The organism is Pseudomonas sp. GW822-FHT06B12 (assembly GCF_058799675.1).
The window spans coordinates 195213-216498 of the sequence record NZ_JBXALR010000008.1 but is presented as its reverse complement, the minus strand read 5'-3'; the positions used below and the strand labels follow the sequence as shown (position 1 = coordinate 216498).

At 54.1% G+C, this 21286-nt stretch carries 22 protein-coding genes; 17 read left to right on the top strand and 5 right to left on the bottom strand.

The window, feature by feature from the left end; all coding sequences use genetic code 11:
• Positions 1-157: 157 nt before the first annotated feature.
• The 8 genes from AC1RKH_RS19345 (at position 158) to AC1RKH_RS19310 (ending at position 6264) form a co-directional block, all read left to right on the top strand.
• The gene (locus tag AC1RKH_RS19345; RefSeq protein WP_493061651.1) at positions 158-535 is read left to right on the top strand and encodes a Dabb family protein; all 378 of its coding nucleotides are present in this window, start codon (positions 158-160) and stop codon (positions 533-535) included.
• Positions 536-552: 17 nt separating this feature from the next.
• Positions 553-975, top strand: coding sequence for a DUF2000 domain-containing protein (locus AC1RKH_RS19340; RefSeq protein WP_123425805.1), 423 nt, complete (start codon positions 553-555; stop codon positions 973-975).
• Positions 976-988: 13 nt separating this feature from the next.
• Positions 989-2389: a phenylacetate--CoA ligase family protein gene (locus AC1RKH_RS19335; protein ID WP_493061652.1), complete on the top strand. Its 1401-nt coding sequence runs from the start codon at positions 989-991 to the stop codon at positions 2387-2389.
• A gap of 2 nt (positions 2390-2391) precedes the next feature.
• Complete coding sequence (locus tag AC1RKH_RS19330) at positions 2392-3357, top strand: branched-chain amino acid transaminase (RefSeq protein ID WP_493061653.1); 966 nt, start codon at positions 2392-2394, stop codon at positions 3355-3357.
• A 21-nt stretch (positions 3358-3378) separates the two neighbouring features.
• Positions 3379-3999 (top strand): bacilysin biosynthesis protein BacA, encoded by a 621-nt coding sequence (locus AC1RKH_RS19325; RefSeq protein WP_123425808.1) that lies wholly within the window; start codon positions 3379-3381, stop codon positions 3997-3999.
• Between the two features lie 74 nt (positions 4000-4073).
• Positions 4074-4643: a carboxymuconolactone decarboxylase family protein gene (locus tag AC1RKH_RS19320; RefSeq protein WP_493061654.1), complete on the top strand. Its 570-nt coding sequence runs from the start codon at positions 4074-4076 to the stop codon at positions 4641-4643.
• Positions 4644-4646: 3 nt separating this feature from the next.
• A complete protein-coding gene (locus AC1RKH_RS19315) occupies positions 4647-5600 on the top strand; it encodes an ornithine cyclodeaminase family protein (protein WP_493061655.1) in 954 nt (317 codons plus the stop codon).
• A 43-nt stretch (positions 5601-5643) separates the two neighbouring features.
• Entirely contained in the window at positions 5644-6264 is a 621-nt protein-coding gene (locus tag AC1RKH_RS19310) for a LysE family translocator (protein ID WP_054596689.1), read from the top strand.
• Positions 6265-6294: 30 nt separating this feature from the next.
• Here AC1RKH_RS19310 and AC1RKH_RS19305 read toward each other — a convergent pair whose 3' ends face one another.
• The 5 genes from AC1RKH_RS19305 to AC1RKH_RS19285 form a co-directional block, all read right to left on the bottom strand.
• Positions 6295-6627, bottom strand: a complete 333-nt coding sequence (locus AC1RKH_RS19305) for a DUF2388 domain-containing protein (protein WP_493061656.1) — start codon at positions 6625-6627, stop codon at positions 6295-6297.
• Between the two features lie 117 nt (positions 6628-6744).
• Complete coding sequence (locus AC1RKH_RS19300; RefSeq protein WP_123425812.1) at positions 6745-7374, bottom strand: Vgb family protein; 630 nt, start codon at positions 7372-7374, stop codon at positions 6745-6747.
• A gap of 35 nt (positions 7375-7409) precedes the next feature.
• Positions 7410-8630: a helix-turn-helix domain-containing protein gene (locus tag AC1RKH_RS19295; protein WP_493061657.1), complete on the bottom strand. Its 1221-nt coding sequence runs from the start codon at positions 8628-8630 to the stop codon at positions 7410-7412.
• 128 nt (positions 8631-8758) lie between these two features.
• Positions 8759-9265 (bottom strand): transcription/translation regulatory transformer protein RfaH, encoded by a 507-nt coding sequence (gene rfaH, locus AC1RKH_RS19290; protein WP_493061658.1) that lies wholly within the window; start codon positions 9263-9265, stop codon positions 8759-8761.
• Positions 9262-9693, bottom strand: a complete 432-nt coding sequence (locus AC1RKH_RS19285; protein ID WP_493061659.1) for a phosphomannomutase — start codon at positions 9691-9693, stop codon at positions 9262-9264. Before AC1RKH_RS19285 ends, rfaH begins: the two co-directional genes overlap by 4 nt.
• A gap of 632 nt (positions 9694-10325) precedes the next feature.
• On the opposite strand from AC1RKH_RS19285, the gene AC1RKH_RS19280 reads away from it, so the two are divergent.
• The 9 genes from AC1RKH_RS19280 to rfbB all read left to right on the top strand — a co-directional run bounded on the left by AC1RKH_RS19280 (position 10326) and on the right by rfbB (position 21243).
• Positions 10326-10700 (top strand): arsenate reductase/protein-tyrosine-phosphatase family protein, encoded by a 375-nt coding sequence (locus AC1RKH_RS19280; RefSeq protein ID WP_475847826.1) that lies wholly within the window; start codon positions 10326-10328, stop codon positions 10698-10700.
• A 45-nt stretch (positions 10701-10745) separates the two neighbouring features.
• Positions 10746-12974: a polysaccharide biosynthesis tyrosine autokinase gene (locus AC1RKH_RS19275; protein ID WP_493061660.1), complete on the top strand. Its 2229-nt coding sequence runs from the start codon at positions 10746-10748 to the stop codon at positions 12972-12974.
• Between the two features lie 202 nt (positions 12975-13176).
• Positions 13177-14466: an oligosaccharide flippase family protein gene (locus tag AC1RKH_RS19270; protein ID WP_493061661.1), complete on the top strand. Its 1290-nt coding sequence runs from the start codon at positions 13177-13179 to the stop codon at positions 14464-14466.
• A 60-nt stretch (positions 14467-14526) separates the two neighbouring features.
• Positions 14527-15510 (top strand): nitroreductase family protein, encoded by a 984-nt coding sequence (locus tag AC1RKH_RS19265; RefSeq protein WP_123426086.1) that lies wholly within the window; start codon positions 14527-14529, stop codon positions 15508-15510.
• Between the two features lie 33 nt (positions 15511-15543).
• Positions 15544-16677, top strand: a complete 1134-nt coding sequence (locus AC1RKH_RS19260; RefSeq protein ID WP_493061662.1) for a polysaccharide pyruvyl transferase family protein — start codon at positions 15544-15546, stop codon at positions 16675-16677.
• Entirely contained in the window at positions 16677-17960 is a 1284-nt protein-coding gene (locus AC1RKH_RS19255) for an O-antigen ligase family protein (protein ID WP_259740265.1), read from the top strand. Before AC1RKH_RS19260 ends, AC1RKH_RS19255 begins: the two co-directional genes overlap by 1 nt.
• Positions 17961-17962: 2 nt before the next feature.
• A complete protein-coding gene (locus tag AC1RKH_RS19250) occupies positions 17963-19057 on the top strand; it encodes a glycosyltransferase family 4 protein (protein ID WP_493061663.1) in 1095 nt (364 codons plus the stop codon).
• Positions 19047-20162, top strand: a complete 1116-nt coding sequence (locus tag AC1RKH_RS19245) for a DUF1972 domain-containing protein (protein ID WP_493061664.1) — start codon at positions 19047-19049, stop codon at positions 20160-20162. Before AC1RKH_RS19250 ends, AC1RKH_RS19245 begins: the two co-directional genes overlap by 11 nt.
• Before the next feature lie 10 nt (positions 20163-20172).
• On the top strand, positions 20173-21243 hold the full coding sequence (gene rfbB, locus AC1RKH_RS19240) for a dTDP-glucose 4,6-dehydratase (RefSeq protein ID WP_123425822.1): 1071 nt from the start codon (positions 20173-20175) through the stop codon (positions 21241-21243).
• The last annotated feature ends 43 nt before the right edge of the window (positions 21244-21286 follow it).

The following is a 21286-nucleotide window of genomic DNA, read 5'->3' as shown; positions in this document are numbered from 1 at the left end:
TTTTCCCCTGCTAAAGGGGATAAGATTTTTTCAACTTCTGATGTTGGAGTTGCCACGCTTTAGCCTCTACGCACAAACCGATGCCGGACGCGTCGTTGAATAAATAAACCAAAGTAGGTCGCTTCCTTTTCCGGAGGGCGCGATCCCAGGGTGATAAATGATTCTTCATCTGGTTTTTTTCAAGTTTGATGAACCCTTTCAATGGTGCGACGACGAAGTCATCGATGCAGAAGCATCGACACGCCAGCACCCACTTCATATCACCGAAATATTGGGCTGGGCTTGCGGCAGGAATATAAGTCCGCGCAAACAGGCCATGGACTTTGTGGTGATGGGGCTATTTGAAACTCAAGAGACACTCTCTACGTTTCTCACTCACCCCAACCATCAGCAGGGTGTGATGAAGTGGCAAAAAATTGCCAATTGGCAGGTAGTGGATATTGATATCGGTAGTGACACTACAAAGTTCGTTGGGCTGCTCAATGGTTGGGCTGACTTCGGTGTGACAACACTCGAAAAACTGAAGACTTATTGATAGTCGTGGAGGATTCAATGAATTTCGATGCTGCCGTTCACAAATGCGTAATTGTAGTCGACAAGGCTCTGGGGCTGGGGCACGCGGCGAATGCCGTCAGTGTCATCGGCGTCAGCCTGGGGCGTTCGGTAGAAGGTCTGGTCGGACCTGACATGCAAAGCCGCGACAACGTCAATTACCCTGGAGTCATCTACGCACCGTTGCCGATTCTGCTTGCCACCAATGAGTATCTGCGGGAACTTCAAGAGAAAGCGCTGGCGGATGACGAAATCCACACCATGCCATTCAGCGCCTTGGCGCAATCCTGCAAGACGTATCAGGAATATGAGTCGCGTATCTCCGAGGCCGATAGTTCAGCCATAGAATTGGTTGCCATCGGCTTGATCGGGCCACAGAAAAAAATCAGTAAGTTGACCGGTAATCTTTCGCTGTTCAAATGACAAGGAGGTTGTAGTGTACGCTTTATTCAAGCCTGAGCTTCTGGAGTTGGCACGTACGGTTCATCAGCAACATGCAGTATTTGAGAGTGATGGTATCTCCGTCGGGGAGTTGAATGATATTCAGCTTGGGCGTATTAAAAATATACTCCGTCATGTCAAAGCGTATTCGCCTTTTTACCGGGACAGATTGTCTGTGTTACCTGACAGTGCCATAGATAAACTTGACTGGAATGCGTTCCGAAAGTTGCCGTTCACCACCAAGAACGATTTGCGCGAGGCGGGCCATGGCATGGCGTCGGCGCCATTGAAGAAAGCCTGGATCTACTACGAAACCACGGGGACTACCGGAGCGTCGACACCCTGTCCGCGCAACGAACATGATTCGATATTCAATAACACGCCCCTGATCCTTCGTTACAGTGAGCTGTTTCGTGCCCACGGTCAGCAACATATTGTCGGTGTGATGGGGCCTACGGAGTTGCACTCTACCGGCGATACGTTTGAAGACGTCTGCCGCAGCCTTGGCCACACAGTCGTGAAAATGTGGCCGCGATCGCCTGTCGTCGGGCTGGATCGTGCGGTCACGTTGATCAGGGAGCTGAAGATCACCGCCTTGGTCTGTACACCGGCAGTTGCCATCAGCCTGGCCCGGCATCTGATCAAAAAGGGCCAGCGCCCCTCGGATCTGGGCGTAAAGCTGATTTTTACCTTGGGTGAACTGACCACCCCTGCGTTGCTGCGCAATATCGGCGATGTTTGGGGCAGTGCGGTGTACAACTGCATGTATGCCTCGCAAGAGTCGTCGATCCTGGCCGCCTGCGACAAGGATGGCAATCTCTGCACGGTTCCCTTGAACGTCGTCTATGAGGTGGTCAACCCCCTGACGGGACAAGTGCTGGAGCCGGTGAATGCGAGAATGACCGGCGAATTGGTCATCACCCATCTTTATCAGGGGCAAAAACCGCTGATTCGCTATCGCACCGGGGATATGGTCAGGGCTCAGGTGATGGACAGGGGCAAATGGCAGATCATTCCTATTGGTCGGGTCAGGGATACTTTGGTCATCAATGGCCACAATCACTGCGCCTACGACGTCGAGGCTGCACTATTCGAGCATCTCACAGGCTGCCTGGATTATCACATCCAGGTGGAAACCGTGGGCGGTGTCGATCAGTTGAGCGTCACCCTGGAGTTGGAGCAGAACACCGGGTTCCACAACGACCTGGAGGCCGTTGCCAGCTCCATGGCGGCCAGACTTGGCGCCCGTGTCCACATCGCCGTTGGCCCCACTGATGCCGTTACCGGCACTGCGGCGATGGTCAGCTGGAAAGCCGCCAGGCTCCACGACAAGCGCAGCGGTAGCGACAACAACGAGCGCGAAACGGCATTGAACATTGCCGCGCGGAGGGCTTGATCATGACTGACGTGCCCGGCAATACCGAGGTGTCCCAGCGCAAGCCGCATCCTTGGGTGTACTTCGATGGTCAGGTTGTAGCCGCAGCAGAAGCGTTGATACCGGTAACGACCCAGGCATTCAATTACGGCACAGCGGTCTTCGAGGGCATTCGCGCCTATGTCGCCAGTAGCGGCGAGTTGAATGTCTTCAGGTTGGATGATCACCTGAAACGGCTGGAGAATTCGGCCAGGCTGCTGCAGTTGGAAAACCTGCCGCGTCGCGCTGAGATGAAGGCAATCATCCTCGATTTACTGCGGCGTAACGAGGCATCGACCGAGAGCTATATCAGGCCCCTGGCCTACAAGAAGGCGCTGATGCCTGGCGTTGGCTTTGGCGTGAAGCTTTCCGGGGTCAGCACTGGCCTGGTGATCAATACCCTGGCCATGGGCGCCTATATGCCTGCCGGCGGTATTCGCTGTGCCATCTCGAGTTGGCGGCGCATTCCGGATGTTTCGCTTCCCGCGCGGGCCAAAATCACAGGTAGTTATGCCAATTCGGCGTTGGCCATGGAGTCGGCGCAACGCAACGGGTTTGACGATGCGTTGATGTTGAATGTGCACGGCAATCTTGCCGAGTCGACGACCTCCAATGTCTTCGTCGTGAAAGACGGTTGTCTCATCACGCCGCCTTTGAGTGCCCATATTCTTGAGGGCATTACCCGTGATTCAGTCATTACCCTGGCCAGAGAAGAATTGGGGTTGAAAGTCGTCGAGCGAGATATCTCGTTTTCCGAGCTGTTTTCAGTCGACGAGTGTTTCCTGGCCGGTACCGGCGTCGAGATCGTACCCGTGACGCAAATCGATCACTACGTGCTGCAAGAGAGCGGGGTGGGTGAAATAAGCGCTGCGATCAGGAGCCTCTACCTGGAGACGGTAAGAGGTCTGAATAGTAAATACACCCATTGGTTGAGCCCGGTATCCAATTGATCGCTCTGGAGAGTCATGACTATGGACAGTAAATTCTTGAATTTGGGTGTTGGCGATTGGCGCGATGTGATGATTCACACCTTGGGGCCCAGCGGGACCAGCAGTGAAGCGGCCGCCGGCTTTTTCAGTGAATGGTTAGGGCGTCGATATCCAGGCTCACGCGTACAGGTCAACCTCAGCGACTCTTACGAGCATGCGCGCTCCAGCATGGACGAACACGTCCCAAGAGTGATGATCGTGGCCAATGCCTACCCGCAGATTCATAACTTCTATATGGACCCGCGGTTAAGTCTGGTGGCGACCTTCGTGTTCGACACGCCGTTGTATGGATTGGCGAGCAAGGGGCCGTTAACGACCGCAAAGCTGACAGTCGCCAGCCATCCCGCGCCGATTCTCCTGATCAAGGAACTCTTGCCTCAGGGCCTGGAGGTCGACTCGGTGATCCTCGCACTTTCCACCAGCGCCGCCGCGGCAGCCGCGGCCAGGGGCGAGGTCGATGTGGCGCTGACCACGGAAGTGGCGGCCAACATCCACGGTTTGCATTTTATCTCGAGTACCCGTCCGATCCGGATGCTCTGGTCGGTCTTCGCGCTTGCCCGCTCGAGCGCACTGCCGACTGAGGCCAGTTTGTACTGCAGTTGATTGCAACACCCTGCCTGATCCCGTTCGGAGGCAGGGTGACCCTTGGACTATTTCGACTACACGTTGAGGTCATGATGCCTGTCTTGAAGCTTCACACAATCGATTCGACCCCGGAAAAAAGCAAAGCGCTACTTCAGAGCTCCATCGACAACTTTGGCTGGATCCCCAATCAGAGTGCCTACATGTCTGAGTCACCGTCGTTACTGGGTGCCTACCAGCGAGCGCATGATCTGTTTATCGACAGTTCGTTGAACGAAGAAGAAAAGGCCGTGGTGTGGATGACCACCGGTGTAGAAAACCGCTGTGACTATACGGTCCAGGCCCACGCCTTCATTGCCTTGGCCAAGGGCGTGGATGAGCACGTGGTCGACGCCATCGCTCATGAGCCAACCCGCCTCAATGCGCGACTGATGGCGTTGCGCAGTTTTACCCTGGAAGTGATTCATTGCCGCGGCTGCCTGAGCAAACAGGCCATTGATGCTGTCTTGCAGGCGGGCTTCAGCAAGCAAAACATGTTGGATGTGATTCTTGGCGTTTCACAGAAAAACATGTCGACAATTTTGAACGGTATTGCCGGCACCGAAATCGATGAGCGTTTCAAATGGGCTGCCTTTCAGGGGTTCAAGCAGACGGCCGAGGCTTGAGCGATGCTTCATCTGGACAGCGATTCGGTCAAAGAACTGTTGAGTTTCGAACTTTGCCTGCGGCTCAGCGAGGAAGCCTTCAGATTGCACTCTTCAGGCCAGGTGGAGCAGCCGTTGCGCACCATCGTCAAGGGCGGCGAGAACGAGTTGATGGGGGTCATGCCGGCTTACATCAAGTCCGGGCCCTATCAGGGGTTCGGCTTGAAGTCGGTGGTGGTCAGGTTGGGCGCTGAAGTTCGCGGTCCCTCTCATATGGGAAGCGTGTTGATCTATTACGAGGCCGGAGTATCCCCGGTCGTCGCGGTAGATGCCGGGGCGATCACTGAAATCCGCACGGCTGCGGCTTCGGCACACGCGACCCGCATGCTTGCGGCGCCCAACGCCAGCCGTGTGGCCATTCTGGGAACTGGCTTGCAAGCCCGGGCTCATCTGCTGGCAATGCGGGCCGTCAGGCCGGTGAGGCAAGTCTCTATATGGGGGCGTAACGAGGCCGCGTGTCGTGAGTTTGCGTCCTGGAGCGAGCGCCACTGTGATTTGCCAGTCTCGATTTGCGCCACGGCTGCCGAGGCGGTGCACGACAGCGACATCATCTGTACCACCACGGCCGCTCGCGAGCCCATTCTGGCCCGTGCTGATCTGCCGGAGCGCTGCCATATCAACGCAATTGGCTCCTCTGCTCCGGGTTTCCAGGAGTTGCATGAAGACGTGTACCAGGGCAGCGCTTTGTTCACGGATTGCAACCGATCGGTTTTTGCCGCGTCCGAGTGCGTGATCAAGGCTGTTCTCAAAGGCCTGTTGCCGGGCCAGGAGGTGGGCACCGAGATCGGCTCTCTCTGCGCCAGTGACGTGTTGGTCCATGAGCAGGGCGTGACAATTTTCAAGTCGGTTGGATTGGCGGTGCAGGACCTGGTGTTTTCCCGGGAAGTGGTCAGGCAGTGGGTTGCTTCATCCCGTTGAAACCGTTGAGCAAGACAATAATAAATAACCTGAGGAGCACGACATGCTCGATTTGACACAAGTACTTACCTATTCGGCAGCATTGGGCATCGCGGCCGCCATCCCCGGCCCCGGCATGGCGGCGCTGGTGGCGCGGAGCGTCAGCGGTGGCGCGTTGTCAGGCTTTTGTCTGCTGTTCGGGTTGATCCTCGGCGATCTGACCTACCTGTCATTTGCCGTCTTTGGCCTGGCAATGATCGCTGAGCACTTCAATGCGTTGTTCCAGTTGGTGCGCTGGGCGGCGGCGCTGTACCTGTGCTATCTGGCCTGGCAATTCTGGTTCGCCAACCATCAGGCTATCGAAGTCGGCAAGCCGGTGAAGAAAAAGGAGCTGCTGTCGGCGGCGATATCCGGGCTGACCATTACCTTGGGCAACCCGAAGACCATCGCCTTCTATCTGGCATTGTTGCCGCTGGTGATCAACCTTGAGACGGTCTCGTTGCAGACTTGGGGGCTGATGCTGGTGCCACTGACCATTCTGGTTCTGCTAGGCGTTGGCGCGCTGTTCATTGTCGGCGCGGTGCGCATCCGGCATCTGCTGTCGAGCTTGCGAGCGCAACAGCGGCTGTTCCGCGGCGCGGCGGCGATCATGGTGGCGGCTGCAGCGGCGATGCTGATTCGTTGAGGCGCTCAGCGGCCTTGGCTGATGACGCCTCTAGCGACCTGCAGGCAGCTCATCTTGAGTGAGCAACATATAGGCCAGATCTTCGTCACTGGCCTTGAGGTCTGGATGATCGTGCCGGATCTGCTTCAACGTCGACTCCAGATAAGCACCGCGAATTGCGCCTCCACTTGCAATGAAGCTGGAGGCGTCATCGCGGGCGGGAGTCACGATTTTGTCGTCCTTGAACGTCGAGTACAGCGACACGGAAATACCTGCCGAAGTAGCAACGTCGCGCGCATCAATATCGGGACCATGGCGCCGGGCCATGGCCGAACCAAAGGGCAGACAAAGCAATAGCAATGGGATAAGGAATATGCGGCGCATAACGTGTCCTCCAAAAGCATGAAACCTGAATGACCTGCCACATCTTTTTTGATGCATGGCGTCAGCCAAGAGTTCCATGCCTTTGGGGATCCCGGAGCGACTGCCGACCGCGAAACCTTATCCAGGTCGGCGAACAACTCTCAGCTTGCCGCTGTTTCCGCCTCCGCAGAAGAACTGATCGGTGCCATCCGATTCGAGCCCTGATACGCCGACGCCAGATGGCATCTTCAGGCTCTCGAGGACCTCACCCGTTCGCGGGTCGACTTGCCTCAATTCGCTTTCGTCACCTTCCCAGGTGCCGTGCCAGAGTTCTCCGTCGACCCAGGTGACGCCGGTGACGAAGCGGTTGGACTCGATGGTGCGCAGAATCGCCCCGGTCTGGGGATCGATCTGATGAATCTTGCGGTCCCGATACTCGCCCACCCAGAGCGTCCCTTCGGCCCACGTGAGCCCTGAGTCACTGCCGCCGGGCGCCGGGATGGTGGCGAGCACACGACCGGTTTTCGGGTCGATTTTCTGGATACGATCCTCGGCGATCTGAAACAGGTGCTGGCCATCGAAAGCCGTTCCTGCATGCGCGGCGACATCAATCGAGCGCAACGTTTTTCCGCTCGCCGGGTCGAGCGCGTTCAGCTTGTCTCCAGAAGCAAACCAGACTTGCTGGCCGTCGTAGGTGACCCCATGCACATGGTCGATACCCGGAAAGGGGCCATATTCACGGATGATTTCGGCTGTTGAGTGTTTCATGTCTTCCACCCTGGTGGTTTGGTCGTGGAGTGATCCTAGTCACTTGGAAGTGGAGCGGGGAGTAACAAAGTCGTCGCGAAACCTGGCACCGGCGGGGTCATCCAGCGACGTGCTCGGCCGTGACCAAACCATTGCACCTTGCCAGATGCCGCCAGTGAGTCGAGTGCCCGCTGCACGGTGCGCTGGCTGGCCCCAAGTGCAAGCGCCAGGGCCGAGCTCGACCACGACTCACCATCAGCGAGGAAGGCGAGCACCGCCGCCTGCTTCTCTTCGACGGGCCGCGCCAGCACGACGACCTCCGGTGCGCCGTTAGGCATCAGCACAAACCCGCGCTTCGTCGCAGTCACGCCGGCCAATGTTCGAAGTGCTGCCCGAAGCCGCCCGACTTCGACGCGTAACCGCGCACGATGCGACTCATCAGTGACTTTCAATCGGAAGGCTCGGGCGATGAGCGTTTCCCTCGGCACGTCGGCGGGCCACGCTTCGCCCAGCACCCGCGCAAGCTCGAACAACACCGGGCGTCTTGCGAGCGAGACCAGCGTGTGTGCGTCACGCACGACATGACGGCAGGCGTCCACGACGAGCGCTTCCGACGCGAGTAACGCTTCAACTTCCTCGAGCAGCAGAAGTCGTTCTTCGCCACGTTGAATCAGGCGCGCCGCTGGTGTGTTGAGGGTGAGGGATACGCTTTCGACCTCGGCTGTCAGCGCCGGGATGTCCGCGTAGCGTGCGGCATGCTCGGCCCTGGCGAGCGCCGCGCGCGCGGTCTTCGACTGGAGGCGGCGCATCGCGATCCCCGCAACGACCAACTCGTGGACGGCCCTCGATGCAGGCGGTAAAGGCGTGGGGTCGAGCTCGGCGAGCGTATGTTCGGCCTCGTCGAGGTGTCCGATCAGCAGCAAGCGCCGGATCTCTAGATACCGCGCATGAGCGGCGTTCACCCGGTCGCCGTGCTCCTCAAGCGTCGCCCGTGCTGCCTCGAGCACCTTCGCAGGCCAGCTCAGGTCGCGCGAGGCGAGTGCGATCTCGGCCTCGGCGACGACACACCGCGCGCGGGCCAAGGCTTCTTTCGGACCGAAGGCACGTCCCGCTCTTCGCAATAGAGCCTTCGCTCGAACCAGCTCGCCGAGCTGCGCCATCGCGATCCCTCGAAGCGCGAGCGCAGGCGCATCGTCGCGCAAGGCGATCCGGTTCAGTGCGCCGAGGGGATCACCCGCAGCGAGCGCACGCGCCGCGGCCGTAATCAGCGAGTCCATCAGTATCGCGCCACACTTGTCACTCCCACCGTCCGCTGCCCGCTGATTAGTCTATCTCACGACCACCAAACAGCCCGTCGTATCGAGAGGGAGCAACGATGATGAACAAACACATGATCGGCAGACATTCAGAGCTTGCTGACGCCTGCCAGAGGCAGGCTGATTCGCTGTTCACGCTGCAGGAAATTCATCAGCAGCAACACTCGTTCCTCGCCATCCATGGCGAGGAACACCGCTTCGAGATCGGTGAATGGACCTTCAGTGATGCGTACCGTCTCACCCTGTTTTAACAGGGTGCTCACGATGGCCTGGCTGTTGTGTTCTTGAAGCTCGTCGATCAACGCATTACGGATCGGCAGAGGCTGGCCGCCGAATCCGACGACTCGCGACACGCCTCGGGTCGAACGCAGCGGCCCCCAACTGTCCTGAAGGCTCAGTTGAATAAACAGATAGCCTGGAAACAGCGACTCGCTGATCACCCGTCGCTGCCCCCGTAAAATGCGCTCACGACTGTACTTGGAGCGAAAACAGGCATAGCCCTGGCGCTGCAGGTGTTCTTCGGCGCGCTCATCCTGTTTGGGTTTGCACTGGACCAGATACCAGGCTTTGGCGGCGTGTTCTGTACTCGCGTTCATTCGAGATCCTTCCCTGCGTCGATCTGCTCCAGCAGCTCGGCGGTTTTGCGCTGCATTAACGAGATGTCGCCGCGGCTTTCGACATTCAACCAAGTCACGCAGTCATCGCCCGAGAACCGCAAGCTGAAGCGCCAGTCGGCAAAGACCAGGCTCAGTCCGTCGCTTTCATTGATGTCCAGGGCCTCGGCGGCGTAGCGGTTCTTGATGCTTGCCAGCAGGGCGGTGCCATCCTTGATTTGACGGCGGATCTCCCCGGAAGACGGAAAGGCACCGATGCGTTCCACCAGCAGCACGGGCGCCTTCTGCTTGCGGGGGAATATCAGTTCCGACGCATAGGCGCGGACGACGAGGTACGCGAGGTTGTTTGTAAGTTCCGAGCCATACGGATGGCGACTGTCATCTGCCTTGAAACCGCTCAACGTAGTCATAGAGGCTTCGTCCATAGGGTAAAGAGGACCATGAGGCCGTTTCGATGAAGTGCACTCTGGTCCGGGTTCAGAGCCGTCACAGGTTGTTTTGATGCAGGTGCTCGAAACAGAAGTTTGTGGCCTTGGTGGCGGGCAGAAATCGGGGCTCATAACCTGCAGCGGGGAACAGACATTTACGAATCATGAAGCGTCCTTACAATTAATAACCCGACATCTGATAACGATCCGGCACTGTATTGGCGGAACGGCTATACATTAGCCATTCGCTACGAGTGGTGTAATCTAAATTGATCGGTCGCGGGAAAATCGCAACGGTTAGAAATTGTCTGAATAAATTCGCGAGCTGTTATTTTTAACGTGCCGAGAAGTGAAGTGTTATTTTTTGTCTGAAGAAAAAATTGAGTGCTGTTCAAGTGTCGTGGTAATAAATACACACTTGATGTTTCAATGTTGATGCTGCCGTTGCCGGACATTATGAATGCCCAGGTTCATCCGTGATTTAAAACTCTTATGTTCGGTAAGTGCTATGTCACCGCCGATAGGTTGACAAGACGGGGAAGGTTATCTTGCTTAAAAGAGTTTTGATTGTTTGTGTCGGCAATATTTGCCGCAGCCCTACCGCGGAAAATCTGCTGCGTGGGGCGCTCGGTCATTCCAATATCGAGGTCAGCTCAGCCGGTCTTGCTGCCTTGGTAGGCAAGCCGATCGAGCCGATGGCGCGCGCGGTGCTCGAGGAGCATGGGCGCCAGCTTGATGAGCACCAGGCCGTTCAGCTCACGCCTCAGGCTGTTAGCGAGGCCGACCTGATTCTGGTGATGGAGCGGCGGCATGTCAGCGGCGTGCTCGAACTGGCCCCTGAAGCGCGAGGCAAGGTGTTGATGCTCGGTAAATGGCAAGACGACCGTGAAATCAGCGACCCCTACCGTCAAGGCAAACCTGCTTTTGTGCACGCTTATGCGTTGATCGAAGACGCCGTACACGCATGGGCACAGCGTCTAGCACGCTGACGGCCTCTACTCATTGAATCGTAATAAAGGCAAAGAATCCGACTTATGCAGCAAGCGCCAGTAGTCAATGTGCGGGAAGACGACAATGACGAGATTGATCTTCTCGGTATGTTTGGAACACTGATCGACCATAAATGGCTGATTGCGGCGATTACCGGTGCCTGCATGGTGGCAGGGGGGGCGTATGCGGTGCTGGCGACGCCGGTATTTCAGGCGAACGCGCTACTGCAGGTTGAAGCGAAAAAGAACGATTTGCTGGGCTTCTCGGATATCGGCAGCATGCTGGGCAAGGAGTCTCCTTCGGCCACCGAGATCGAGTTGATTCAGTCCCGCTCGGTGATTGGCAAAACCGTTGACAACTTGAAACTTGATATTGTCATACAGCCGATGTACTTCCCTGTTATTGGCGAGTTTCTGGCGCGCCGATTCAAGAATAAAAACCCCGGTGAAATAGCCGATGCCTGGTTGGGGTTGGACAGTTTTGCCTGGGGAGGGGAGTCGCTGAAGATATTCAAGCTGGATCTTCCCGATTCGCAACTGGGCAAGAAGTTGACCCTGACGGTGGGTGAACAGGGTCATTACACCCTGGTGGATGAAGATGACAAACTGCTGGCGGCCAGCCAGGCAGGGCAATTGTTCGAGCAAAATGGCGTCAGGTTTGAAATAGAGGAACTGCACGCCAATCCTGGAACCCGTTTCAGAGTTATTCGTAATTCCCGTCTGACCAGTATCCTCGACTATCAAGAAGCACTGGATGTCTCCGAACGCGGAAAAGAGTCGGGCATGATTGGTCTGGCATTGGAAAGCACCAATCCGGATCAGGCGATCAACATACTCAATGAAATTGCCGATATCTATGTACGGAAAAACGTAGAGCGCACGTCGGCAGAGGCAGCGCAGAGTCTGGCGTTTCTAAAAGAGCAACTTCCGTTGGTCAAAAAGGATCTGGAAAAAGCTGGGAACGCCCTGAATCAATACCAAACTCGTAGCAAGTCCGTGGATATCACGCTCGAGACCAAGGCCATTCTTGATCAGATTGTCGGCCTGGATACCAGCATCTCTGAGTTGAAGTTGCAGCAAGCCGAGATGGACAGGAAGTTCACCCGCCAGCATCCCGCTTATCGCGCCTTGTTGACCCAGATCGGTGAGTTGAGCAGCAAGCAGAAAAGCCTGGCGACAAAGGTGGAAAGTCTTCCCTCCACCCAGCAGGAATTGCTCAGCCTTACCCGGGATGTAGAGGTGGGTACGGCCATTTATACCCAGTTGCTGAACAAATCCCAGGAGCTGGATGTGATGCGGGCGGGGACCGTCGGTAATGTGCGCGTGATTGACACCGCGGACGTCAATTTCCTCAAGCCGGTCAAACCTAAAAAAGCCTTGATTGTATTGATTGCGACGATTCTTGGTGGATTCCTGGCGGTAACCCTGGTGTTGGTGCGCAAGGCGCTGAACCGTGGTCTGGAAAGCCCGGAAGCCATCGAGCAACTTGGCTTGCCGGTGTACGCATCGATTCCCTACAGCCTCCTGCAGAAGGATGAAGAAGACAAAATCTTGCGCGGACGTGGACGTTCCGGCGCAGGTTCTTCATTGCTGGCGATCAGTCACCCCACCGATCTGGCGGTCGAGGCGTTGCGTAGCCTGCGTACCAGCCTGCACTTTGCCATGCACGAGGCGGACAATAACCGGTTGATGATTTCCGGCCCCAGCCCTCAGGTGGGCAAAACATTCGTGTCAGTCAACCTGGCGGTGGTGATCGCGCAAACCGGGCTGCGGGTATTGCTGGTCGATGTCGATATGCGCAAGGGCTATTTGCACAAAGTCTTGGGCGTTCCTTCGGACAACGGGCTCTCCGATGTCCTGGCCCGGCGCTGCGATTTGGCCACCGCAATCCGTAAGACTGAAATCGAAAGCTTTGATTTTGTCGGGCGAGGCCAGATCCCGCCTAATCCCTCCGAGTTACTGATGCACGCCAATTTCAGTGCGCTATTGGAGCAGGCGAGTGAGTTATACGATCTAGTGATTCTTGATACGCCACCGCTGCTGGCTGTGACGGATGCAGCGATCGTCGGGCGTCTGGCCGGGACCAATCTGATTGTCGCGCGGTATGGCCTGAACCCGGCGAAGGAAATCGCGTTGACGGTCCGCAGATTCTCCCAGAACGGCATTGCGATTAAAGGTGCGATCTTTAATGGTGTGGAGAAAAAGGCCTCCAATAAATACGGTTACAGTGATTATGGTTATTACCACTATGCCTATGCTTCCGACAAAAGCTGATGGGCAGTGCGCGGCCGTCTCTTAAGTTCAGGGTTTGACAGCGCTACTGTTGCTATTGAAGTTTACGTTTTTATTGTTATTGCCGCGCCGGATCAATAGCCCTACAGGCATGATCAAACCAACATTTCATAGAAACACCACGTCCTGAGGAATATGACGAAAAATCCTGGGGCGGTAGCGTGATTGCGAATGACATAGGTCAATGAATAAAACCACAGCGTTGAAGGCTATATCGCTCCTTTGGATAGGATCTCTGGCGGGCGCCGGGTTTGCCTTTCTGACTCAGGTGTTGCTGGCCAGGAAGTTGGGCAGTAATGACTTCGGTGCTTTTTCGTCAGCCCTCACGACCATCACTCTACTCGCGCCCCTGGCGGGCTTCGGGATATCTCACTATTGGCTCAAGGCTTTCGGTCAGGAGGGCTGGGCGGCGAAACGCTGGTTGAAACCTTCGTTCCAGTTCATCATCTTAAGTACCCTGTTGCTTATGTGTTCCATCGCGGCGTGGGCGCTGTATTCCAGCAATGAACGTTTAACGCAAAACCTGCTGTTGATTCTCTCCCTGTGCATACTCGGGCAGCTATCAGTAGAACTGGTGAGCAGCAAGCTGCAACTTGAAGAAAAATATCTGCACTTGGCGTTTTGGCAATTTTTACCGAATTTTCTTCGGTGCTCAATGGTCTTCATCACGGTGGTCATGAGCTCCACGCCTTTAGCCAGGGAGTACTACGCGGTATTTTATTCGGTCATTGCAGTAGTGTTTTTTTTACTGGGCATCCCCCAGTTGCTGCACATGCTAAATGGGAAGTTGACCCTGAAGGGACACGAACTGACCGCCGAGCTTACGGTTCCGTCCGTGAGACCGAGCCTGTTAAGTGTGGCCGGCGCCAGTTGGCCATTCGGTGTCGCGGTGTTCTCGCAGCTGATTTACTTCCAAAGCAACATCATCTTGCTGAAACACCTCTCAAGTAATAGTGCGGCAGGTATATACAGCGTCGCTTTTACCATCATGACGGCAGTGTATTTGCTGCCGGGTGTGATGTATCAAAGGTTCCTGCTGCCCAAGATGCACCGCTGGGCCAACCATGACCCAGAGATGTTTTATCAGGTATACCGAAAGGGTAACTGGCTGATGGTGCTGCTCGGTACTTTGGCCATGCTGGTGATTCTGGTCTGCTCTGACTGGGCAGTCCCTTTGCTGTTTGGTGAAGCCTATCGAGAGGCGTCCTCGGTATTGAAGATTCTTTCCCTGTCGGCGCCAGTTATTTTTTTGGCCTTCAGTCCGGGTGCCACGTTGGTGACTCAGGAACACATGAAGGTGAAAGTTAAATACATGGCGCTGGTGGCGATCATCAACGTGTTCCTTAATCTCTTATTAATTCCCCGGTTTGACCTGCATGGCGCTGCGGCAGCGACCGTTGTCAGTAATCTATTGCTGTTGTCATTGTATTTTTATGGTGCCCAACGGCTGGTGTTCAAGAACAGGTCTCGATAGCAGGTAAAACGCCCATGCCTAATTTATTTATCACTACCGACAATCGGGAGATGAATGCTCATGATTAATACCGTAAAAATCTATGCCCGGACAGTAATGGCAGGATTTGGCTTTCTATATGACCTGAGTCGGTATGCCAGGTATTCGGGATGGCGATCGTCACTCCGCTCGGTCGAAGCCCGCAATTATTACATGGTCAAGGTGTATCACACCCTTGAAAAGAGCCTGAGTTTTACCAACAGAAAGCCGGGATCTGGATGGGCAGGCGCCAATGCGCTTATCAACGCGTTGGAGCAGTCATTCATGCTCAATGTCACGGGCTATCATGATCTGGTGGCGATCACTGTATTAAAGAAGTTTGCTGAAGCTGAAAAAGCTCACCAACCGGAAAAAACCGCCGAGCTTATAAAACGCCTCGTCAAAGTCGAGAGCCTCAGCAAGCAAGCCATTCCGTTCCATGACAACAGCGGGGCGCTCAATTACGCCAGGGCGGAGTTCAATAAAGGGCGATTGATCGCCCCAGAAGATTTCTTCCTGTCCAGGTACTCGCTTAGAGAGTTCTCCGACGCAGAAATACGCGCGGAAGAATTAAGCAGAGCGCTGGAGATGGCCATGAAGTCACCTTCTGCGTGCAACATGCAGTCTTGGCATGTCTATCATCTGGAGGGTGAACTGGCACAACAAGCGCTGGCTTTTCAAGATGGTAACCGTGGCTTCGGGCACAAAATAAAAGACTTGCTGATTATCACCACAGACTTGCGTGCCTTCGTTTCCGCTCGAGAACGTTACCAGCACTGGATTGATGGCGGGATGTTTTCCATGTCGTTGATCCTGGCCCTGCATTCAATAGGTATTGCGTCGTGCTGTTTGAATTGGAGCAAGTCGGGGAAAGCGGATATCAATTTTCGTAAAGTGATCAAAATAAGTCCGCAACATTCGGTGATTATGATGTTGGCGATAGGTTATCCGAATGAGCAGAACACGGTGTGTGCTTCTTCGCGTCGGCCCATAACAGAAGTGTATACCAAGCTGTCCAGTCAGTAAGTACTCATCCCAGGTCGCAAAGGACTCAGTACCTTGAAAATTGCATTGATAACGATACACCACGCCAATAGTTATGGTGGGACTCTCCAAGCGCTCGCCAGCCAGAAAGTGTTGTCGAAGTATGGCGACGTCAAGATTATTGATTATAAAAGTAAAGAGCTGGAAAACACCTTGAAGCTGATTCGAGTGGACAACAGTCCGCGCAGCTTTCTTAGAGCAGGCAAGGATTTTTTTCGAATCATTCCCCGCAAGAGGTTGATAGCGAAGTTCAGGGAGTTTATGCGGGTCCATTATAAGTTGACCCCCGTATGCCCGGACTTGCAATCGCTTCAAACCCTGTCAAGTGACTTCGATTGTGTGGTCTGTGGCAGCGACCAGATATGGAACCCGAATATTACGGGGTGTCTGGATCTTAACTATATGCTGGCGTTTTCGCGGGCGAAAAAGAAGGTCTCGTTTTCCTCAAGCGCGGGCTCCTATCACTATTCCGATGAGGAGGTGATCAAGGTCAGAAAGGCATTGTCGACATTTGACAGCATTTCCGTCCGGGAAGAGGACACTGCGCGAAAGCTGCGTAGCATGCTCGGCAATCAACAGGTTGATCACACCCTGGACCCTACCTTGATGCTGAACAAGCAGGAGTGGATGCAGAGCCTGCAGCTTTCCGGAAGAGCAGCGGGAAACAATGATGAATACATTCTTGTTTATACCCTGAAGAAAGACGCGCTGGTCAGAGCAACGATAAACAGAATAAAAGCTGTATTAGGGATGCGAGTCGTGGCAATCGATCAGGACCCTTTCCTTGGCTACAAGAGCGACAGGCATATAATGGATGCCAGTCCTGTTGATTATATTTCGCTGTTCGCCAATGCCTCTTTTGTGATCACTAATTCGTTCCATGGCACCGCATTCGCTCTGAACTTCGGTATTCCCTTTGTTACGGCGCTGCCTGAAACCGGGTTGAATAGAATCAAAGGCCTTTTAGATAAAGTTGATTTGGCCGATCGCCTGGTGAGCAGCGTGAGTGAAGTCGACTCGGTTGTCGGTAAAACAATCAACTTCACAATCAGCCATGAAAAGCTGGACGCACTCAGGTTGATGACCTGGCGTTATCTTGATGGGGCGCTTACAACCAAAACTGAAAAAAAGCCAATTAAAATTTCATGATGAGCCACGGTTCCGTTAGCTCGAACTCCTCGAGTATCAGTCCGCGTTATGTACTGGCTGTCATCATCGGCATAACAGTGGTTTTTAACAATATTGAATGGTCGTTGGGCGGTAACAACCTGACCTTGGAAAGGGTGCTGGCCGCCCCTATTTTTTTTATCGTCGTATTGCTGTTGGTCGGCTCGAATATTCCCCTGCGCCTGCCCAGGACAGGGATCATCCTGACCCTGTGGATTGTGCTGGCCTTCTACTCATCAGCCTCCGGTCCGGTTGCGGCCTGGTCCTTGAAAATGTATGCCGGCTTACTCCTGGCGGCTTCATTTTATTACGTGGTGATCTGGTTAAAGGCCAATCCCTTTACGGTATTCAAATCCAGGACCTATCTGCTTTTGGCATGGTTTTCAGGTCCGTTTTTATCGTTGATTTATGTGCTTTCACTGTTGAAGTTTCCTCTTCCCGATCTGGCCATTCACTGGCTGCAAGAGGGGAGCGGGGGGACGCGTATCCGTGGCGCAATTTATGAGGCGAATCTGTTCGGGGTGTTTGTATCGCTTATTACCCTGACGGTGCTGGCGTTGGGTTATCGCCGAAAATTATGGTGGTGGATCCTGGTGATTGGTTTGCACACTTCGCTGCTTTTTTCATTCTCAAGAGCACCGTGGGTTTCCTACATTATTTCCGTCTGGCTTTATCACGGGCTGAGCTACCCGAGGAAGTACAAGAACAGGGACCTGGTGAAGTACCTGTTGGGGGCAACCCTTTTGGTGGCGGTAATGTCGCTCCTGTCGTATTTCATTGCCTCTTCTTTTGGCGATTATGAACTGGTCAGTAGAACCCACTCGGTCAAGACGCGTTTTGTCATGTGGGCATTGGCGGCGAATTCCATTCTGGAAAATCCCATGTTCGGAAGTGGTATCTATAGTTTTAGCGAAATGTATTCCTTTGCACCGGAGCTGGTCGGTTCGGAGAATCATCGCAGTGCCTGGATATCCAATATGCCCCTGGCAATACTTAACGACACAGGCGTCCTCGGCTTCATCGTCTTCTTCTCGTTCATCATTCTGGTGATTAAACGTGGCTTGACCGCGGTCAGGAGGATGGCGATTGATCAAAGTGTCGACCGCTATCAAGTAAGAGTGGGGGCAGCGCTGGTCGCGTTCTTTATCGCCATGGCCTTCTCAAGTCAGACCATTCCCGCGCATTCGATCGCCATTTTTTGGGTGTGCATGGCCCTTACCGAGCGGTTTTCAACACTCAGTCGTTCCCTCATCAAAAGAACATAAACATGAATTCAAAGAAGCTGGTTTTCATTCATCTATTCAATGACAGAAGTGGAAGCCCCAAGGTGTTGTCTCAAGTGATCAAGGTGGCGGCTAATAACAATATAGCCACCGAGGTGATCACCAGCGCCCATGGTGACGGTTTTTTGTCGGATGTGGCCGATGTGCAGAGCAGGCTTTTTTATAAAAGGTCGGAGAATAAGTTGCTGACCCTTGTCTATTATGTAATCTCTCAAGGGTTGTTATTTATTCAATGCTTGAAATACAAGAGGCAGGGCGTGGTGTTTTATGTCAATACCATGATGCCTTTTGGTGCGGCATTGGCGGGAAAGTTGTTGAGGATACCGGTTTATTATCATGTGCATGAAACCTCGATAAAGCCCAATATTCTGAAACGCTTTCTCAGGTTTGTCATTGAAAAGACCAGTAAAAAGGTTGTGTTTGTTTCGAGCTATCTGATGCAGGTGGAGTGTTTCGCCAAGCTTCCCCAAGTGGTTATTCATAATGCCCTGGATACAAAGGTTGAGCACACATGTCGACTCAAGGAAGAGGCGGGTTTTACCTCTTTGATGGTCTGCTCCTTGAAGACTTACAAGGGCATCATGGAGTTTCTGGCGCTTGCACTGCGTAGTCAGGGTGACAAGCACCTGAATTTCACCCTGGTACTGAATGCCGATCGAAGTGAAATCGATAGTTATTTTTCCGGTATCGACATTCCGGATAATTTGGCGATTTATTCTCGCCAAACGGATATGTCAGGTTTTTATTCGCGAGCCGATTTGCTTTTAAGCCTTACCCGACCGGATGACTGTATAGAAGCATTCGGTTTGACCATTCTCGAGGGCATGTCCTATGGCTTGCCGGTGATCGTTCCTCCTGTGGGTGGTCCCGCCGAATTGGTACGCAATGATATCGAAGGCTATTTAATCTCTTCATACGATATTGAGGAACTTTACAGCGCGGTATGCAAGATGTCGCTGGATCCGGAAAAATACAAGATGTTATCCGATAGTGCGTTGGCCCGTACGCGGGAGTTTAATCAGGACGTGTTCGAGCGTAAGTTCTCAACCTTATTCAACGAGATGCAGCATGATACCTAAAAAGATTTATATCCTGGGCATAAGAGGTGTTCCGGCTCAACATGGTGGCTTCGAAACCTTCGCCGAAAAATTATCTCTTTATTTAACGGCGTACGGCTGGCAGGTGTATGTCTACTGCCAGGAAGAGGGCTGTGGAGGAATTACTGAGAGTATCTGGAATGGGGTCAACAGGATTCATATCCCGGTTACCCAGGAAGGGACGCTGGGCACGGTTTTTTTTGATTGGAAAGCCACGCGTCATGCGACATCGCAAAAGGGTTTGTTTCTGACTCTGGGTTACAACACCGCCATCTTCAGTTTGCTGCAAAGGATTAAAGGGCAGACCAATATCATCAATATGGATGGTATTGAATGGCGGCGTGACAAGTGGGGAGCCATTGCCAAGACCTGGTTCTGGCTCAATGAACGTGTCGGTTGCTGGATGGGTAATCACCTTGTTGCAGATCACCCCAAGATAAAACAGCACCTTGCGACACGGGTTTGCGAATCCAGGATCACCATGATTCCCTATGGAGGCGATAGGGTCCTGAGTGCTGACGCGAGTTTATTGGCCACTTATGCGATAGAGCCCGGCAAGTTTTCGGTGGTCATCGCCCGACCAGAACCCGAAAACTCGTTCCTCGAGATGGTTCGCGCCTTCAGTTCCACCCCTCGCAATCACCGGCTTGTCGTTCTGGGCAACTTTCAACCCAATAATAATCCATACCATAAACAGGTTATGGACGTGGCCAGCGCAGAGGTCATCTTTCCCGGAGCGATCTACGAGGCTGCAGTCGTACAGTCACTGCGCTTTTATTGTCGGTTTTACCTGCATGGGCATCGTGTCGGTGGAACCAACCCATCGTTGGTCGAGGCGCTTGGTGCGGGGTGTGCAGTTATTGCCCATGACAACCCATTCAATCGCTGGGTGACGGAAAGCGGTGCCGCGTACTTCAAGGATGAAGCCTCTTGTGCTGCCTTGTTTGAGCAACTACTTACGGACGATTCAACGCTTGCGCAGATGAAAGCGGCCAGTCTTACGCGTTTTCATGAGCGCTTCACGTGGAATCAAATCTTGCATCAGTATGGAAAATTATTTACTGACTGGTATCCCGTCAGTCGGTAGAGAGACGATTATGACTATCCGTATTCTCCTGACGGGCGGAGCCGGCTTTATTGGCTCTGCCGTCGTTCGGCACCTGATCGAAAACACTCGATACGAAGTGGCCAATCTCGATAAATTAACTTATGCCGGCAATCTGGAGTCCTTGGCCAGCGTCGCCGAGTCGCCGCGATATCACTTCTTTAACGTCGATATTTGTGACGCTCAGGCACTGGATCAAGTATTCAGTGCGTTTCAACCGGATGCGGTGATGCACCTCGCCGCGGAGTCGCACGTCGATCGTTCTATCGACGGTCCCGCCGACTTTATCCAGACCAACATTGTCGGGACCTATACCTTGCTCGAAGCGACCCGGCGTTACTGGAACGGGTTGTCGGCGCAGGTAAAACCAACGTTTCGCTTCCACCATATCTCCACGGACGAGGTCTACGGCGACCTGGAAGGCACCGATAGCCTGTTCAGTGAAACGACGCCTTATGCGCCCAGTTCACCCTATTCGGCGTCCAAGGCCAGTTCGGACCACCTGGTTCGGGCCTGGCAACGTACGTATGGTCTGCCGGTATTGGTCACCAATTGCTCGAATAACTACGGTCCCTATCATTTCCCCGAGAAGTTGATTCCCCATGTGATTCTGAACGCCATCCACGGCAGGCCTCTGCCGGTATATGGCGACGGTTTGCAGATCCGCGACTGGTTGTTTGTAGAAGATCACGCGCGCGCGCTCTGCGAGGTGGTGTGCCGAGGCAAGGTTGGTGAAACCTACAACATCGGTGGCCACAATGAAAAAACCAATATTGAAGTCGTGGAAGCCCTGTGCGATCTGCTCGAAGAGTTCGCTCCCGACAAGCCCGCCGGCGTCGAGCGCTATCGCGAGCTGATTACCTTCGTCGGGGACCGACCGGGTCACGATCTTCGTTATGCCATCGACGCGGACAAGATCGAGCGTGAACTCGGTTGGCGGCCACAGGAAACCTTTGAAAGCGGCCTACGCAAAACGGTTCAGTGGTACTTGCACAATCAAGCATGGTGGCAACGGGTACTTAACGGACAGTACCGGCCGGAGCGTCTTGGCCAAACCGCCTGAAACAGACAAGTACTGCCTCTATTCTTACCAGGCTTCGAAGGGA

Bases quoted from the DNA above. Each gene is read 5' to 3' on its own strand.
- rfbB (WP_123425822.1), top strand. From the start codon at position 20,173: ATGACTATCCGTATTCTCCTGACGGGCGGAGCCGGCTTTATTGGCTCT.
- AC1RKH_RS19320 (WP_493061654.1), top strand. From the start codon at position 4,074: ATGCCTGTCTTGAAGCTTCACACAATCGATTCGACCCCGGAAAAAAGC.
- AC1RKH_RS19310 (WP_054596689.1), top strand. From the start codon at position 5,644: ATGCTCGATTTGACACAAGTACTTACCTATTCGGCAGCATTGGGCATC.
- AC1RKH_RS19245 (WP_493061664.1), top strand. From the start codon at position 19,047: ATGATACCTAAAAAGATTTATATCCTGGGCATAAGAGGTGTTCCGGCT.
- AC1RKH_RS19300 (WP_123425812.1), bottom strand. From the start codon at position 7,374: ATGAAACACTCAACAGCCGAAATCATCCGTGAATATGGCCCCTTTCCG.
- AC1RKH_RS19340 (WP_123425805.1), top strand. From the start codon at position 553: ATGAATTTCGATGCTGCCGTTCACAAATGCGTAATTGTAGTCGACAAG.
- AC1RKH_RS19305 (WP_493061656.1), bottom strand. From the start codon at position 6,627: ATGCGCCGCATATTCCTTATCCCATTGCTATTGCTTTGTCTGCCCTTT.
- AC1RKH_RS19265 (WP_123426086.1), top strand. From the start codon at position 14,527: ATGATTAATACCGTAAAAATCTATGCCCGGACAGTAATGGCAGGATTT.
- AC1RKH_RS19295 (WP_493061657.1), bottom strand. From the start codon at position 8,630: ATGGACTCGCTGATTACGGCCGCGGCGCGTGCGCTCGCTGCGGGTGAT.
- AC1RKH_RS19285 (WP_493061659.1), bottom strand. From the start codon at position 9,693: ATGACTACGTTGAGCGGTTTCAAGGCAGATGACAGTCGCCATCCGTAT.
- AC1RKH_RS19270 (WP_493061661.1), top strand. From the start codon at position 13,177: ATGAATAAAACCACAGCGTTGAAGGCTATATCGCTCCTTTGGATAGGA.
- AC1RKH_RS19330 (WP_493061653.1), top strand. From the start codon at position 2,392: ATGACTGACGTGCCCGGCAATACCGAGGTGTCCCAGCGCAAGCCGCAT.
- AC1RKH_RS19325 (WP_123425808.1), top strand. From the start codon at position 3,379: ATGGACAGTAAATTCTTGAATTTGGGTGTTGGCGATTGGCGCGATGTG.
- rfaH (WP_493061658.1), bottom strand. From the start codon at position 9,265: ATGAACGCGAGTACAGAACACGCCGCCAAAGCCTGGTATCTGGTCCAG.
- AC1RKH_RS19315 (WP_493061655.1), top strand. From the start codon at position 4,647: ATGCTTCATCTGGACAGCGATTCGGTCAAAGAACTGTTGAGTTTCGAA.
- AC1RKH_RS19250 (WP_493061663.1), top strand. From the start codon at position 17,963: ATGAATTCAAAGAAGCTGGTTTTCATTCATCTATTCAATGACAGAAGT.
- AC1RKH_RS19275 (WP_493061660.1), top strand. From the start codon at position 10,746: ATGCAGCAAGCGCCAGTAGTCAATGTGCGGGAAGACGACAATGACGAG.
- AC1RKH_RS19345 (WP_493061651.1), top strand. From the start codon at position 158: ATGATTCTTCATCTGGTTTTTTTCAAGTTTGATGAACCCTTTCAATGG.
- AC1RKH_RS19255 (WP_259740265.1), top strand. From the start codon at position 16,677: ATGAGCCACGGTTCCGTTAGCTCGAACTCCTCGAGTATCAGTCCGCGT.